The sequence below is a fragment of the Bacteroidota bacterium genome, assembly GCA_017303975.1.
GTDB lineage: Bacteria > Bacteroidota > Bacteroidia > JAFLBG01 > JAFLBG01 > JAFLBG01.
On sequence record JAFLBG010000025.1, the window covers coordinates 1 to 17,650 of the forward strand.

Consider the following 17,650-nt stretch of genomic DNA (forward strand, 5'->3'; position numbering starts at 1 on the left):
ATAGTGCGGTGCTCAGTGTAATAAATACACTAAGAATAGCCAATTTAAAGTATGTTGCCCTGGTAAACACGCACGGCAAAAATACAATCATTTTAAAAAACAAGAAGTGTTGGGGCTATTATTTCTTTACCTTAAAAAAAATAAAAAATCGGACTTACAACTTAATATAATTCATAAATAGCTCGTATCGCTTTTTAAGTTCTTCATCAAAATCGCTTTTATGAAATGTAGCGGTAACAGTATAATTGTACCTGTGAAAGGTTTGTACTACCGCAGAAAGATCTTCTTTATTTATTTTAAGCACCACATCTATTTGAGTAGAATTGGGATGTGCCCATAAAAAACACGACAACACCTTGGCATCGTTACCTTCAACTATCTGTGCTATTTGCGAGAGGCTATAATCATGTGCATTTATCTCCAACACTACCACCCCGCCAGGCTGCTGAACAGCATTTAGTTGCGTTAAATAATCTATCATTTGCTTATACGTAATTACCCCTAAATACTGATTATTCTCTGTAATTACAGGCAAAACAGAAACTCTAAAGTCTGCAATCGTTTTTAATACCTCGAAAATATGCTGTGTCTCGTACACAAAAGGACGTATCAACGAAATGCCTAAATGACCGATATCGCTTTGAATATCGTTCAAATCTAAAATTTCGTGATCGGAAATTAACCCTAAATATTCTTTCCCTTCTACAATAGGCAAATGCGTAACCTTAAACTCTTCCATCCAATTAAGAGCTTTCACTCCCAAATCGGATCTTTTGAGAGGAGGTATTTCATCTGTTATTAAAACTTTTGCTAGCATCTTATAAAGGTATCATCAAATTGCGTGCCCTAGTGCATAAATATAGTATTTCCAAGTAAAATATCTAAATTGTGCTTGTGTAACTACTAACAAAGAACGCTTTATTTTGTTTATTTAGTGTATGGCAACTCAATTAAGTGTAAATATTAATAAAATAGCTACTCTCCGAAATTCGAGAGGGGGCTCAACTCCCAATGTAGTGCAAGTGGCCCAAGATTGCGAACGATTTGGTGCGCAAGGCATTACGATACATCCTCGTCCGGATGAGCGACATATTAGATATCAGGATGCACACGATTTAAAACCACTACTCACAACCGAATTTAACATTGAAGGATACCCATCTAAAAAATTTATGGATTTGGTATTGGCTTTAAAACCCGCTCAAGCCACATTAGTGCCAGACCCACCGAATGTGCTTACCTCCAATGCCGGATGGGATACGTTTAAAAACGAGTCTTTTTTGAAAGAAATAATTTCGGAGCTAAAACGCAGTGGAATACGCACTTCTATTTTTATAGAAACGGATTTAAATAATATTGAGAATGCCGCAAAAACAGGAACAGACCGTATAGAACTATATACTGAGGCGTATGCAAAAGACTATCCTGTAAATAAAGAGAAAGCTGTAGCTCCTTATGTTGCAGCAGCAAAGATGGCTAAACGCGTGCATTTGGGCATTAATGCCGGGCACGATTTAAGTTTGCAGAATTTAGAATTTTTCGCAAAACAAATTCCCGATTTATTGGAAGTGTCCATTGGTCATGCACTTATATCGGACGCATTGTATTTTGGGCTAGAAAATACAATACAGATGTATTTAAGAAAACTCAAAGCTGCTCACTAAAATTGAGCACACACAATTTCAGAGAAACAACACAAAATGCTTATTTTAGAAGCGTTACGGTTCCTTTAAATGTATAATCGTTTCCTTGGTAATCTTTTGTGTTTATTACCCACACATATACATCTTGTTGTAATACATTGCTTCCGTTGTTTTCAAATGTTCCGTTCCACGCTCTAGTTGGCAATTGTGTATAGAACACTACAATTCCCCATCTGTCGTAAATTGTTATTTCGTAATTATTAGGATCTATACCCACTCCCATTGGAATAAACACATCATTTAATCCATCTCCGTTAGGAGTAAAAGCAAATGCAGTACCGTCAGCAGTAACTTGTAAGGCAAAATCAGGATTTACTGTAACAGTTTGCGAGGCAGTACTTGTGCAACCGTTATTATCAGTTGCCAGTAAGGTAATTACATAAGATCCGGTGTCAGTATAAACATAGCTTGGATTCACTTCCGTTGAGATTGATTTTACACCATCTCCAAAATTCCACAACCAAGTAGTAAAGGCTGTATTGTCTGGATTAGCCGTAACTGTAGCATCTACTAAAGTTGCTGGATTAGGCGTTGGAGCAAAGTTAACACTAGCACCCGCAGTGGCTACATTTATAGTAGCATTATACATTGCCGATGCAGTACCACAATTATCCGTAACAGAAACCGAATACGAAGTAGTACCGGTTACGCTAGTAGAAATCACCGCACCGCTTGTACTAAAAGGAGTCCAGCTGTATGTATAATTACCATCACCTCCGGAAGCAGTAGCAGTAAGTGTTACAACACCACCGCCACAAGGCGCATCGGATGCAAGTGCGCTAACTGTTAATGGCGCATTTACATGAATTAATACGGTTTGAATATTTGATGTGCAATTTTTTGAGTCAGTTACCGCTACCGAATAGGTTGTTGTTGTTGTTGGAGAAACCGCAACAGAATAGGAGTTCACAGAACCCGGATTCCAGGTGAAATTAGCCCCTCCATTTCCTCCGGTGGCAGATGCAGTAAGCGTAACACTTTGTCCTATACAGATAGTGCTACCAGCAACAGACGCAACAACCAATGGTGAAGGCTGTAATACTTGAACTGTTTTGCTAACCATACAACCCAACGAATCTGTAACTTGCAATGTATAGGTGTTGGCAATAAGTCCTGTGATACTATCGTTGGTTGATGTATTGTTCCACAAGTATTGATAGGTTGAGCCAACTCCACCTGTAATTGATGTCAGGTATGCTTTCCCGTTAATACCTCCGTTACACGAAACAGAATCGCTTGCGAGCGCAAATATAATTTGACTAGGTTGCGAGATTGTATCTGTAAAGGTTGCTGTACAAGCATTTCCATCTGTTATTACAACAGAATAGGTATTAGGCACAAGACCCGATAAAGATTGAGTTGTGTATGTTCCATTATTCCAGTTAAAGGTATAAGGCGCGCCATTGCTACCTGAAACAGAAAGTGCAATAGTACCATTGGCATCTCCAAAACAAGTAATATCAGCCACTACTGCGGTTACCGTATATTGCGTAGGCTCAACCAGCGTTTGAACATCTGTTGCAACACATCCATCGTCATCTGTTACGGTTGCGGAATAAACCCCTGCCGAAACACCAGTTAGTGCTTGAGCTGTAGCAGAAGTATTCCACGCGTAAATATAAGGGCTGTTTCCACCTGTTTCCACTACGTTTACCATTCCATCGCTGTATCCGTTGCAAGTAACAGATGTGGTTGCAATACTAATAGAAAAGCCTGAAGTATTAGTAACAGTTACCGTTTTTGTTACGGGGCAATTATTCAAATCTTTAACCGTAGCATTGTAATTGGCAGCTGTTAATCCAGTTGCTGTTGCAGTTGTTTGTCCTGTTGGAGACCAAGAATAGGTGTATCCACCCATGCCTCCGGACACATTAAAAATACTGGCTGTTCCGTCAGGACTAACACAAGTAGACGGAGAAATAGAATGGCTAAAAATTATTTCTGTAGGTCCAGTCAACGAAAAAGAATTTATTGCTTTGCAGCCTTTGCTATCAGTAAGTGTTACGGTGTAAACAGTATTCGTATCTAAACCTGTTCTGTTGGCTGTGGTAACAGCATCGTTCCAAAGGTAGGTGTAACCACCGTTTCCACCAACTGAACCCGAAGTTGCAGTTCCATTGGATGTGCCAAAACAAGTAACACTAGTAGTAGTAATGTTGTTTACCAATAAGGCAGGCTGCGTAACAGATGTAGTGGCTGTTTTCAAACAGCTGTTGCCATCAGTTACAGAAACAGTATAAACCGTACCATTTAAAAGCCCGGTAGCTGTGTTTGTTGCAGAACCAGTACTCCAAGAATAGCTATAGCTAGAATTATTACCTCCACTTGCAGCAACAGTAGATGTTCCATCAGACAAGCCAAAGCAGGATACATGGGTATTGGTAAGAGTTAGTGTTATTGCACTTGGTTGCGTTACGGAAATACCTGTAATTGTTTTAGTACAAGCATTTGCATCTGTAACCAACAATGAATAAGTTGTGGCCGCAACTCCAGATAAATCTTGTGTTGTTGCGCCATTGCTCCATGCATAGGTATAGTTTGTGGTTCCTCCGGATGGGGTAACGTCTATTGCTCCGGTTAAAGCACCATTACACAGAACATTGGTGCTTGCTGTTACCACGGCATTAAGCGCAGTTGGCTGAGTAATGGTAAATGTAGAAATAGTAGTGGTGCAACTGTTGGCATCTGTTACCAATAAAGAATAAGTATTTGCTACAATAGCGGTCAAATCTTCGGTGGTAGCTCCATTGCTCCATGCAAACGTATAGGTTGGAGTTCCCCCTACTGTAAGCACATTAACCGACCCCGTGGAGTTTCCGTTACATGCAACGTTTACACTACTGGTTACGGAAGCGCTTAAGGCTAATGCAGGCTCTGCAATCGTAATATTATTAATTACCGCAGTACAAGAGTTTCCGTCTGCAACCAACACTGCATAAGTTGAAGCTGGCAATCCGGTTAAATCCTCTGTGGTAGCAAAATTATTCCATAAAAAGCTATATGAACCAACCCCTCCGGAGGCAGTTATATTTATTGAACCTGTTGGAACTCCTTTACACAAAACATTTGTACTTGCTGTAACCACAGCACTAACAGCAGTTGGTTGTGTTAAAGAAATATTTGTTATGGTAGTTGTACAAAGATTTGCATCTGTTACAAGCAGCGAATACGTTCCTACCGGAATACCCGTTAAATCTTCGGTTGTAGCTCCATTACTCCAAGCATAAGTATAACCGGCTGTTCCTCCTGTTCGAGTAATATTTATTGCACCTGTCGACTGCCCATTACACAATACGTTGGTGCTAGCTGTTACCACTGCCGTTAAAGGCAGTGCCGGTTCTGTAATAGAAAAATTGGAAATAGTGGATGTACACAAATTTGCATCTGTTACAAGCAGCGAATATGTTCCTGCCGGAATACCCGTTAAATCTTCTGTTGTAGCTCCATGGCTCCAAGCAAATGTGTAGCTTCCAGTTCCTCCTGCTATAAGCACATCAACAGAACCTGTAGATTGTCCGTTACACAATACATTTACACTTGAAGTGACTGCAGAACTCAATGCCAAAGCAGGCTCTGAAATAGTAAAATCAGGAATACTTGCGGTACAACTATTCGCATCCATCACAAGCAACGAATATGTTCCTGCCGCCAAGCTGCCTAAATCTTCTGTAGTTGCAGAGTTGCTCCATCCAAATGTATAACTTCCCGTACCTCCTGAAACCGTAACATTCACGGCACCCGTAGATTGTCCATTACATGCAACATTGGTACTAGCCGTTACCACAGCAGTTAACGTTGCGGGTTCAGCAATAGTAAATGTTGGAATTGTTGCAGTACAAGCGTTTGCATCTGTAACAAGTAGTGAATAGGTTCCTGCCGGAATAGCGGCTAAATCTTCTGTAGTAGCGGAGTTGCTCCATGCAAATGTATAACTCCCCGTACCTCCTGATATCGTAACATCAACAGCACCTGTAGATTGTCCGTTACATGCTACATTAGTAGAAGCTGAAACCACTGCGCTTAATAGAGCCGGCTCGGCAACTGTAAAACTCTGAACAACAGAACCAGGAGACGAATCGGTAAGTGTAAGTGTATAAACACCCGCTGTCAGACCAGTAATATCTTCATCGGTAGAAGCATTATCCCACAAATATGTAAAGGGGGGTGTTCCACCCGGAGTAATATATATAGACCCAGTAGCTCCACCAAAACAAGACACCGGATTTACCGAATCTGTAGTAATTGATTGGGAATAAGAACCAAGAGAAAAAACGAAGGCTATAATAAATAGAAAAAATAATCTAGTGTACGTATTTTGCATGGCTATAGAAATATATTAATATCCTCAATATATAAAAAATAATATACTTTTTAATAATTGGAGCCTATTTTATTTCGATAGCAAACGAACGATTATTCCCCTAAAAGCTCTTTTACTTTGTTTTCCAAATCGGTATCGTGTAGATTTTTTGCAACTATCTTGCCATCCTTTCCAATAAGCACATTGTAAGGAATTGATTTAAAGTTGTATTGCTCAACAACTGCCGATTTCCACGATTTGAGCTCGCTCACATGCTTCCATGTCAACCTATCCTTTGCAATAGCTTCTATCCATTTGTCTTTATTTTCATCTAACGAAACAGCATAAATTTCAAAATCTTTATTTTTAAATTTGTCGTACAGTGCTACAACTTGCGGATTTGTTGCTCTACAAGGAGCACACCAAGAAGCCCAAAAATCGAGCAACACGACCTTCCCTCTCAAACTGCTTAATGCCAAAGGCTTACCGGACGGCTCGTTTAAAACTATCTCAGGAGCATCGGACCCGGCTCTTAATTTAGATGCCTTTTCAACAGACTCGGAAAAAAGTTTTATATACGAAGATGTAGGGTACTTATTTTTTAATGCTTGATTTACCTTTTCGAATTGCTCAAAATTATTATCGGAGCTTAATTGTTGAATGGCTGCAATAGCGCTTAACGATTGAGGATTTTTAGTAACAAAATCAATAAGATAATTGGTGTGTTTTTGCACGAGTCCATTAAACTCCTTATCAATTACATTACTCAACGAATCAATCATCGTTTGGGATGCTTTACCTCCATTTAAAAATGCTTGAAACACTTGTGTAAGCGAATCTCTGCTTCTGTAATTATTTTTTGAGGCTTCATTCATTTGCCAAAACAACTCAGCATCTAAAGAACCTTTTACACGATGGGTATTCCCAAGATCTTTTGCATTGCCGGTGATCTCTACCTGCTGCGCACTATCCAAAACGATGGTTGCAAAATTTTGTTCGGAGATGAACACTTGGTAAAACCCCACTCTATCAATTGGCTTAACGAATGAAAAGTTCCCATTTTCATCAATAGTTGTAATTTCAATAGTTTGTGGACCTTCCGGAGTTAGCGCATTTAGGGTGATTGACTCTCCACTGGAATTACTGAGTGTGCCATACACACTTTTGGTGGTAGTTTTTTTACTACATCCCCCAATCAACAAACTAACTACAACGAGTACACTAACAAGCCTTTTCATTATTCTACAATTTTGATTAAATACCATGATTATCCAACATCTCTTTTACCAATCCACTTGTAACCTTTGGATCGGCCTTACCTTTCGACAATTTCATTACTTCACCCATAAACAAGCTAAGTAAGCTCACTTTGCCATTTTTATATTCTGTAATTTTTTCGGGGTATTTTTGCAATGCCTGCTCTACCAATTGTTTCAGAGAATCTACATCACTTTCTTGAATTAGATTCTTCTCCTCGGCAATTTGCAAAGGAGATTTCGCAGAGCCGGCCACTAACTCAGGAAATATTTTTTGTGTTGCAACGGTATTACTCACTTTATTTGCATCTATAAGCGCAATAAGGTCTGCAAGCTGTTTCACTTTCACAGGAAAATTAGAAATATGTATGGCGTTTTCGTTCAAATAAGATTTAACAGCTCCCATAACCCAATTGGCAGCGGCTTTGTAATTTTTAGTTTGTTTGGTAAGTTCCTCGAAATAAAGAGCAATTTCTTTTGTCTCGGTAAGAACTAGTGCATCGTAGGCAGACAACCCTAATTGGGTTGTATATTTTTTTATCAAATCATTTGGCAGCGCAGGCAGCTTAGCTTTTATGCTTGCAATGTACTCTTCGGTTACAATAACAGGAGGCAAGTCCGGTTCCGGGAAATAGCGGTAATCGTGCGCCATTTCTTTACTTCGCATTATAAATGTTGTACCTGTGGTAGCATCAAAGCTGCGTGTATCCTGTGCTATGTGCTCTCCGTTTTCGGTGGCATCAATTTGTCTTTTTACTTCAAACTCAATAGCACGTTGCACATTACGAATAGAGTTCATGTTCTTAACCTCTACTCTTCTGCCAAATTTAGCATCCCCTTTTAAACGTACAGAAATGTTGGCATCACAGCGCAAGCTGCCTTCTTCCATGTTGCCATCGCAGATATCTAAATAGCGAACCAACTTTCTAACTTCGGTTAAGTACTTATATGCTTCCTCGCCACTACGAATATCAGGTTCGCTAACCATCTCTAACAAGGCTACTCCGGCTCTATTCAAATCAACAAGTGTGTCGTAGGCATCTTGGTCGTGTATGCTTTTCCCTGCATCTTCTTCCATGTGAATACGGATAAGCTGAATGTGTTTCTCGGAACCATCGTCTTGCTTTATAGTAATAAAGCCACCTGTACAAATAGGTGTTTTATCTTGTGTTATTTGATAGCCTTTTGGCAAATCGGCATAAAAATAATTTTTTCGTGCATACTGATTTTCCTTTGTTATAGCACAATTGCAAGCCAAGCCCAATTTTACAGCATACTCAATTACTTTTTTGTTGGTTCTAGGCAATGTGCCCGGATGCCCTAGTGTAAGGGGAGAAATTTGTGTGTTGGGCAATCCTCCATATTCAGTAGCATCAGACGAATATGCTTTACTTTTTGTAAGCAATTGCATGTGTACTTCCAACCCAATAACTGCTTCGTATTTATCGTAAACACTCATATTTTAATTAATAATGGAGTTAAAGTTAATTAATTAATCACACTTTCTTTAAGAAGTATGAATCGAATTCTTTGTCAATAAAACTTACCTCTATTGGAACATAGTAAACAGGAATATCTGCAAGCTGTTTATTAAACTTTCTTAACCGCATGGCATCTTTCTCTGTAGTTACAATAGCCAATTCCTCCGCTTTATTCATCTTGTAAAAAGAAACGATTGAAACAATATCACGCTCAGAAAAGTCATAGTGGTCGGAGTAAACAAAAGACTTGATTAAATTCCCTTTCTGGCGGAGGTGCTCCAAAAACACTTCCGGATGCGCTATTCCGGACACTGAAATTATTTTAGAAGGTAACGCCTTTAGAATAGTACCATTTGCAAGGCTTACTAATTCGCCATATTTTATGTGTGAAAAGAAAATCCTTTGGGTGTTTGTTTTCTTTATCTTTTGTGTTATCAGCGTCATCTCTTTAGCAGAAATATTCATAGGACACTTAGTAACAACAACTGCTGCTGCTCTAGCCGCAACACTTCTTGGTTCTCGAAGATTCCCTGCGGGCAAAATAAAATCATTGCAATACAAATTAGCATAATCAGTTAGAAGTATAGAAAAACTTGGAGTTACAGCTCTGTGCTGAAAGGCATCGTCTAATAATACAATATCGAGCTTAGGATTGAATGCAAGCAATTGATTGATACCTGCTACACGATCTTCGCAAACGGCAACATCAATCGCAGGAAATTTATTTTTTAATTGCAACGGTTCGTCTCCCACAAGCGCAGCAGAATCATTTTCAGCCACCAGTCTAAAGCCATTGGTATTTCTGCCATACCCACGACTGAGTGTTGCAATTTTTTTATTTGTTTCTTGCAATAAACGAATTAAATACTCTGTATGGGGTGTTTTTCCTGTACCACCAGTGGAAAGATTGCCTATACAAACAACAGGAATGGAAAACTTTGTTGACTTTAAAATTCTATACTCATACAGTTTATTTCGTATCCAGATTGCCAGATAAAATAGTATAGATAAGGGGAATAAAAGTGTTCGAAGGAGCTTCATGGGGAGGCTTTGGTAAATTTATTTTCAAGCATTACATGTTACTGAATAACACAATGTGTTTAGCAATTATATTTTTCTGGAAATACTCCGGAAGCCTTGACCAGTCGAATACTTCAACTACAATAGGAATATTACTTTCTTTTATTTTTTCTTTTATTGCTAGCAACACATCCATTGGAAGTTGCTCAAGATTTTTTGTTCTAACAACTAAGTCCAAATCACTTCCTTCGTGCGCTGTTCCATCAACACGGCTTCCGTGCGCCCATACTTCTATAGGTATTTCTACACTCGAAAAGATTGTTTCTAAATGTTGCCTGTATTTATCCTTTAGCACCATTGTTCGATAGATTAATAGCTTCAGAAAGATGTGTAGCGTCTTCTATGAATTTAGGTAACAACTTGATAGTTTCTTCCGCAAAGTTAACTCCGTAATCGTGCGCGGTATTATTTCTATTATCTCTGTATTGGAGCCAACGTTCGCAGGTTTCATCGCTAATGATGCTTCTCAAAACAGCTTGTCTGAACAAATCTTTAAAGTATAACTTATCCACTTCCCTTGATGAATGAAAGTAGGGTTTTAATATTTTTTTTAGAAGCTTTCCACTTTGCTCTAATATTATTTCAAACTCTTTTATGCAGGCCGATCGGTATATCTCGTAGTCAATTGTTGTAGGATTTGTTGTAATAAGCGCAGCATAAGCCTTGTTCAAAGTAGCAATACATCTGTTGTAATAAGTAGTATCTATTGTGTGCATTAAACTATTTTGAGCTTATTTTACTATTTAAACATTCGTACTATGTTTTCTACATCCCCAACAACACGTCATTCGGGTCTTTCCCGCCAAATAACATTTTCGAAGGATTCTCGCACATCTCTTTTACTTTTACTAAAAAGCCTACCGACTCACGCCCATCAATGATTCGATGATCGTATGACAATGCAACGTACATCATCGGACGAATAACTACCTGACCATTCACAGCTATTGGACGCTCTACAACATTATGCATACCTAAAATAGCACTTTGTGGAGGATTTATAATTGGTGTTGACATCAACGAGCCAAACACACCACCATTGGTAATGGTAAAGGTTCCACCTTCCATGTCTTTTAATTCTATTTTATTATCGCGTGCTTTAATTGCCAAATTTTTTATCTCTGTTTCAATTTGCGCCAAAGACATTCCTTCTGCATTTCTCAATACCGGAACTACTAAGCCTTTTGGAGCACTCACGGCAATACCTACATCACAATATTTATGATATACTATTTCTTCCCCATCAATCATGGCATTCACGGCAGGGAAATGATACAACGCCTCACAAACGGCTTTGGCAAAGAAACTCATGAACCCTAAATTGGTTCCATATTTTTCTTTGAATTTATCTTTATACTTAGCACGCAACGCATAAATATTGCTCATGTCCACCTCATTAAATGTGGTGAGCATAGCTGTTTGATTTTTAACAGCCACTAATCGTTGTGCTAACTTTTTACGAAGCGGTGTCATTTTCTGACGATCCGTATCACGCGATCCAGCCCAACCTACTAGTGCTTTGGTATCAAAACCTTTGCTCATAGCGGCAAGCACATCTTGCTTAGTAATTCTACCATCCTTACCATTTGCAGGCACTTGAGAGGAAGCTATTTTATTCTCTTCCATCATTTTCTTGGCAGCGGGAGATGGCGTTCCACTCGCGTAAGATGAATTTTGCACGCTGGATGATACTTGTTGAGCAGCTTCAGAAGTCTTACTTTCCGTTTTTACAGCTTCCTGCTTTGTACTTTGTACATTAGACTTTGTACTTTTCTCCCCTTTTACACTAGTATCAATCTTACAAACTACATCGCCAACCTTTACGGTATCTCCTTCTTTAGCTAATAACTTTACAGCACCACTTTCCTCTGCATTAATGGTTAATGTAGCTTTATCAGAATCTATTTCTGCCAGCTCTTGGTCTTTTTCTACATACTCACCATCTTTTACAATCCAACGAGCTATATTCACTTCCGTTATTGATTCTCCCGGGCTTGGTACTTTTATTTCGATTAATGACATATTTTCTATTTATTTTTTTTAGTACTTGTTTTCTTACTTTTTTCAGCAACAGGGCTCACTTCAAATATTTTAGTCATAATTGCTTTATCTTGTTCGGCATGAATTTTTGCAAATCCTGTTGCAGGGCTTGCATTTTCTACTCGTCCAACATATTGCAAATTTAAGTGTTTAAGCATACGCAGTACAAAAGTCCATGCGCCCATATTTTCAGGCTCTTCTTGTGCCCAAATATACTCTTTGGCATTCTTATACTTTGCTACCACTTCATTTATCTGCTTATGAGGCACAGGATACAACTGCTCTACACGAACAATGGCTATATCGTTGTTTTTATATTTCTCGCGCTGTTCGTATAATTCGTAATAAATTTTTCCGGAGCAAAACACAATACGTTTCACATCTTTTACTTTCGCTTTAGAGTCATCTATTACTTCTTGGAAATTACTTTTCGTAAAGTCTGCAACGCCTGAAACACATAACGGATAACGCAATAACTTTTTAGGAGTAAAGCATATCAAAGGCTTTCTGAAATCACGCTTCAGCTGTCTTCGGATGGCATGAAACTGGTTTGCAGGTGTAGTGCAATTCAGTATTTGAATGTTGTTTTCGGCACATTGCTGTAAAAAGCGTTCCATACGTGCGCTGGAATGTTCCGGTCCTTGGCCCTCGTATCCGTGTGGCAGCAACATTACCAAGCCATTCATTCGTCTCCATTTATCTTCAGAGGATGTAATAAACTGGTCGATAATAATTTGAGCCCCGTTAAAAAAATCGCCAAATTGAGCTTCCCAAATAGTAAGTGCATTAGGCGAAGCCATGGCATAGCCATATTCAAAGCCCAGTACACCATATTCAGAAAGCAACGAATTGTAAATATTTAATTTTGCTTGTGTGTCGGAAATATTATTCAGTGGAATATATTCTTCTTCAGAATCCTCTACTTTAACCACTGCATGACGATGAGAGAAGGTTCCTCGCTCTACATCTTGCCCACTAAAGCGCACAGGATGTCCTTCGTTAAGTAAAGACGCATACGCTAGTAGCTCTGCCATTGCCCAGTCGTAAGAGTCTTTCGAAATCATAGACTGGCGGTCTTTAAAGAGGTTTTCTATTTTAGTAAAGAATTTTTTATCTGTCGGTAGTTGTGTTGTTTTTTTTGCAAGAAATAGAAATACCTTTTCATCAATAGCTGTTTTAGGCGATTGCTCAAAATCCTTGTCGGTAGCCATTCTTACACCTTTCCATTGCCCTTCTAAGAACGATGTTATTCGAGCTTTTTCTGTTTGCTTAGCTTCGTCTAATTTATCTTGCAAATGTTTCTTAAAGCTCAGCTCTTGCTCTTTAGCATACTCCGCTTCTATCGCCCCTTGCGCAAGCAATTGCTGAACATACACTTCTCTTGGGTTTGGATGCTTTGCGATTGCTTTATATAACAATGGCTGTGTAAAGCGAGGTTCATCACCTTCGTTATGCCCGTATTTGCGGTAACACAACACATCAATAAATACATCTCTATTAAATTTTTGTCGGAATTCCAATGCTAATTTTACTGTAAACACCAACGCCTCTACATCATCACCATTTACATGAAACACAGGAGATAAAACTACTTTAGCCACATCCGTACAATATGTGCTAGAGCGTGCATCTAAGTAATTGGTTGTAAATCCGACTTGGTTATTTATCACTACATGCACCGTTCCGCCTGTTTTGTAGCCATCTAATGTGGACATTTGGATTACCTCGTACACAATTCCTTGTCCTGCCAATGCTGCATCTCCATGAATTAATACAGGACAAACTTTACTTACATCTCCATTGTGTCTATTGTCAATCTTTGCACGCACAATGCCCTCTACCACAGGATCTACAGCCTCTAAGTGGGATGGATTAGGAGTTAAACTCAAATGTATTTTTTTCCCGTTATCTGTTACCCAATCGGACGAATAGCCCATGTGGTACTTTACATCTCCATCAAACAGAGAATCTTCGGAGGGGCGACCTTCGAATTCGGTAAAAATATCCTTGTATGTTTTATGTAAAATATTTGCAAGTACATTCAAACGCCCTCTGTGCGCCATTCCTATCACAAAATCCTGAATACCCATGTCGGCACCTTTCTCGCAAACTGCTGCCAAGGCGGGAATTACAGCTTCTGCACCTTCTAGCGAAAAACGCTTTTGTCCAACAAATTTAGTGTGTAAAAAATTTTCGAAAATTACTGCATGCCCTAGGTCTTCTAAAATTTTCTTTTTTTCATCTAACGAAAAATTGGGCGTATTGCGGCTTCCTTCCATTTTATCCTGAAGCCATTTTATAACATCCGGATTTCGAATGTACATATACTCTGCACCAATCGATTGACAATAGGTTTGTGTTAAATGCGCTACAATATCTTTCAATTTTGCAGGCCCAATACCTATTTGCGAACCGGCTTGAAATACAGTTTCTAAATCGGTCTTAGTTAAACCGAAGTTTTCAATATCTAATGTGGGAGAATACTTTCTTCGCTCACGTACCGGATTGGTGCGTGTAAACAAGTGTCCTCGAGTTCTATAATTATTTATAAGATTAACAACATTAAACTCCTTTGAAACGTTCTCCGGAATAATGCCTCCGTTATCCTCAAAATTTTTCTGAGCAAATTCAAAACCCTCGAAAAATTTTTGCCAAGAAACATCAACAGATGAATTGTCTTTTATGTATTGCTCATATAAGCTATCTACCATTGCAACCTCTGCGCTACCTAAATATGCCAGTTTATCCATAAAATATAACTATTTACAACCAACTTGTCTGCAAATCAACAAAAAGTGGTTAACCATAAATTTAAAAAAAAGGTTGGATAAATAGGGATATTAAACGTAATATTTTAAATGGCACTATTACTATTCTACTCGCTTAAAAACATATAACTCAAAAAGTTCTTTATCCTTGGGGCGCGGGGCATTTCCGGAATTAAAATAATTTACTTGTTCAAATTGTTTAGACTCCAACAACACTTGTAGTCTGAAATGCCCTTCAGCCGGTGAATAATGGCTATCCCAAATAAATAATTCGCCTACTTTAATTTTTTGAAGGAAATCATTTTCACGTACACTCCAAATATTTTGAGTTGCATCAAAAGGGTCTTTATTTGTAAAATAGCTCCAATAGGGATGTATGTAGTAACTTCTGGCATGAATAAGCTCTGTTTTCTTAAACCAATCAGCAGCCTGCTTAACCACTTGGTCTTCGTAGTTCAATTGTTTGGGGAAATTATGTTGTTTGAAAGGCATCCAAAGGGTTGTGCAGATAACTACAAAAAGCAGTAAGTAGTAAAATCCTCTCTCTACCCCTCTCTTCTTAAGAAAGGAGAGCGGAGTAATTATAAAATTAAATCCTTGTAGAGCAGCAAGACTTAGCAAAGGAGTTACACCAGCAATTACACGAATAAGTCCAAGTGAGCTATGAATTCCCTTCCACCAAAACACAGAATGTGCAATAAAATATACTAAGAAACATGCGTAAATTAATCGATGGTGATTATAGATTGGGGAGGTTACCACTTGTTTGAAACTCAAAAAAAACATAGAAACGACTCCTGCTACAATTAGCACTACTTGGGGTGTTCCAAAAATAAATTCATTTTTTGAAATAAAATGAGTGAGTGTCCCACTACCATAAATATCGGCTGCGCCTTTGTAGGGATTGCTATTTAAAATCCAGAAAATATCGTGGTAGTGATACAAAAACCCGGCTAGAGAAAACAACAGTGTTCCCAAAGGCAATAAAAACAAGGACTTCCATTTTTTGTGGAAAACAAAATAGATTGCAAAAATAGGAATAAGCAAAAACCCCTCGGAGCGCACAAAAGGAAGGAAGGAAACAAGAATTGCCGAAGTGTTCGGTCTTTGTTTGATTACAAAATAAATGCTTACAACAAGTAGAAAAGCAAAAAGCATTTCTGTAAGTCCGGAAATAATTGACACAAAGTAAATGGGCGCACACAGCGAAAACAGCGGCACTAAAAACGCATTTGCTAATTTTAATTGCACTGCAATTAAATAACAAAACCAAGCGGTTGCAATGGCGCAGGCAATGTTAAATATATTAATGCCAACAAATCCGAATTGTGCCAATGGCGCTGAAAGTATTGTAAATAAAGGCTTTCCCCAATGATGCAAAAAAAGTTCGGGATGCTGAAACGAATATTTTGAAATCAAAAAATGTTGAATACTGTCGCCACTTTCATAGGTGCCTTCTGATAAAAAACTAAATACAACTAGTAAAATAGTGCATGCAAGTAAAAATAATTTTACTGCTTTTTGTTCGGTATGTGGGTTGGGGAGCAATTTTTTTCGAATTTCTTTTCTCTAAATAGGTACAGCTTCTTTAACCATCATAATTTATTTACATTTATAAATCTATTAAAATAATTTTAAGAAACAGATGAAACAATTACTATACACCTCTATGCTTTTATCTATGGTATTTGCAGCCTGCTCTACTAAAGAAATAAAAGATCCTTATCATTTTACTTTAAAGGGCAAGATAAAGGGAAGTAAAAACGACACATTGTATTTAGAGCAGATTAAGTTTGGATACAATACCCGAATTGATACTGCAATAACAAACGAAAATGGAGAATTTGGGTTTAGTGGCAAAATAAAAGAGTTGGCAGCGTACAATCTATTTACCCCTTTTGATGAAGATGTTTCGTTCCCTTTAGATACTTGTACAAATGGCTTTATATCTTTTGCCAAGGATAGCATTTTTGAAAGCCTAAGATTAAACGGTTTTGTTGATAATGATTTGTTAGAAAGGTATTACAAGGATAAATCGAAAATCAAAAAGTTTGAATTGAATGAAAAAATTATGAATAATCAATTTTTAAATTTTGATTCGATTAAGAATGAAATAGAAATGAAACTTCTTGATAAATTAAGGGGTAATGAAGAGGAAGTGGATAAGTCAAAAGCGATGAAAGTTTTTAGGAGTGGTTTTCTTGTGCAGTTATTCGATGAGTTCTATCAAAAATTTGAGGACCTCAACTCTGAACATAATGGAAATGAAGACACTACTATTTTTTATGATGGAGTTGCTTATCATTCTACGGAAGACTTTATTAGAAAAGTTAAAGCTGGATATGATAGCTCTTTCGTAAAAATAATAGATTACTTAAATTACAATCCTTTTACTAGAAAGGAGAATGAAATAAATTTTGATGTGGGTAAAGGGGTAAATAATGTAAGTCATGACATTTCTGTATTAAATACAATCTTGTATTTATCAACTAAAAACGAGAAAAATAGTTATTTAAGTGAGTTAAAGGAGAATGTTCAAAAGCTAGAAGACATTATAGAAAAAGACTCCAAAGTTAAAGATTTTAGCTTACTTGATGATAAAGAAAATGAGTTTAAATTAAATACAATTAAAACGGAATATGTTATTTTATATTTTTGGACATCAGATATCAGCTGCACCTCTGTGCAATTTAAACATATAAAGCAATTTGTTAGTCAATATGCTGACTATGATTTGTCGGTTATAACCATTTCGTTAGACAAAAAAAAAGCAGATTGGATAGCTGCATTAGAAAAATATGATCTTGGTAAGTATATTAATCTTATTGACACTAAGGGACCTGATGGGTCTATGGTGGCAAAGGCCTATGATGCAAATATAATTTTGCCTCATTTTGTGCTACTATATAAAAATAAAATAATTGCTAAAGATTTTTCATTTTTTTCAATTAAAGAAAAATTAAAAGAAAATGAAAAAAATATAAAAGCCGAAAAGATGAAACAGAATAATAAAATGTAAAAA

General features: G+C 37.6%; 12 protein-coding genes. 2 read left to right on the top strand and 10 right to left on the bottom strand.

The window, feature by feature from the left end; genetic code table 11:
* Nucleotides 1-154: 154 nt before the first annotated feature.
* On the bottom strand, nt 155-817 hold the full coding sequence (locus J0M08_09180; protein ID MBN8703227.1) for a CBS domain-containing protein: 663 nt from the start codon (nt 815-817) through the stop codon (nt 155-157).
* Between the two features lie 121 nt (nt 818-938).
* On the opposite strand from J0M08_09180, the gene J0M08_09185 reads away from it, so the two are divergent.
* On the top strand, nt 939-1,664 hold the full coding sequence (locus J0M08_09185; GenBank protein MBN8703228.1) for a pyridoxine 5'-phosphate synthase: 726 nt from the start codon (nt 939-941) through the stop codon (nt 1,662-1,664).
* A gap of 40 nt (nt 1,665-1,704) precedes the next feature.
* Here J0M08_09185 and J0M08_09190 read toward each other — a convergent pair whose 3' ends face one another.
* The 9 genes from J0M08_09190 to J0M08_09230 form a co-directional block, all read right to left on the bottom strand.
* Nucleotides 1,705-6,024: a gliding motility-associated C-terminal domain-containing protein gene (locus J0M08_09190; GenBank protein ID MBN8703229.1), complete on the bottom strand. Its 4,320-nt coding sequence runs from the start codon at nt 6,022-6,024 to the stop codon at nt 1,705-1,707.
* A 92-nt stretch (nt 6,025-6,116) separates the two neighbouring features.
* The gene (locus J0M08_09195; GenBank protein ID MBN8703230.1) at nt 6,117-7,241 is read right to left on the bottom strand and encodes a TlpA family protein disulfide reductase; all 1,125 of its coding nucleotides are present in this window, start codon (nt 7,239-7,241) and stop codon (nt 6,117-6,119) included.
* Between the two features lie 16 nt (nt 7,242-7,257).
* Nucleotides 7,258-8,718, bottom strand: coding sequence for an Asp-tRNA(Asn)/Glu-tRNA(Gln) amidotransferase subunit GatB (gene gatB, locus J0M08_09200; GenBank protein ID MBN8703231.1), 1,461 nt, complete (start codon nt 8,716-8,718; stop codon nt 7,258-7,260).
* 37 nt (nt 8,719-8,755) lie between these two features.
* Complete coding sequence (lpxK, locus tag J0M08_09205) at nt 8,756-9,781, bottom strand: tetraacyldisaccharide 4'-kinase (protein MBN8703232.1); 1,026 nt, start codon at nt 9,779-9,781, stop codon at nt 8,756-8,758.
* A gap of 31 nt (nt 9,782-9,812) precedes the next feature.
* Nucleotides 9,813-10,118 (bottom strand): nucleotidyltransferase domain-containing protein, encoded by a 306-nt coding sequence (locus tag J0M08_09210; protein MBN8703233.1) that lies wholly within the window; start codon nt 10,116-10,118, stop codon nt 9,813-9,815.
* Complete coding sequence (locus J0M08_09215; protein ID MBN8703234.1) at nt 10,102-10,536, bottom strand: nucleotidyltransferase substrate binding protein; 435 nt, start codon at nt 10,534-10,536, stop codon at nt 10,102-10,104. Before J0M08_09215 ends, J0M08_09210 begins: the two co-directional genes overlap by 17 nt.
* Nucleotides 10,537-10,585: 49 nt before the next feature.
* Nucleotides 10,586-11,842, bottom strand: coding sequence for a 2-oxoglutarate dehydrogenase complex dihydrolipoyllysine-residue succinyltransferase (gene odhB, locus J0M08_09220; GenBank protein ID MBN8703235.1), 1,257 nt, complete (start codon nt 11,840-11,842; stop codon nt 10,586-10,588).
* A 5-nt stretch (nt 11,843-11,847) separates the two neighbouring features.
* Complete coding sequence (locus J0M08_09225; GenBank protein MBN8703236.1) at nt 11,848-14,610, bottom strand: 2-oxoglutarate dehydrogenase E1 component; 2,763 nt, start codon at nt 14,608-14,610, stop codon at nt 11,848-11,850.
* Between the two features lie 120 nt (nt 14,611-14,730).
* A complete protein-coding gene (locus J0M08_09230) occupies nt 14,731-16,176 on the bottom strand; it encodes a hypothetical protein (protein MBN8703237.1) in 1,446 nt (481 codons plus the stop codon).
* 97 nt (nt 16,177-16,273) lie between these two features.
* On the opposite strand from J0M08_09230, the gene J0M08_09235 reads away from it, so the two are divergent.
* Nucleotides 16,274-17,647 carry a redoxin domain-containing protein gene (locus tag J0M08_09235; protein MBN8703238.1) on the top strand — a complete coding sequence of 458 codons (1,374 nt, stop codon included), beginning with the start codon at nt 16,274-16,276 and terminating at the stop codon, nt 17,645-17,647.
* Nucleotides 17,648-17,650: the final 3 nt, after the last annotated feature.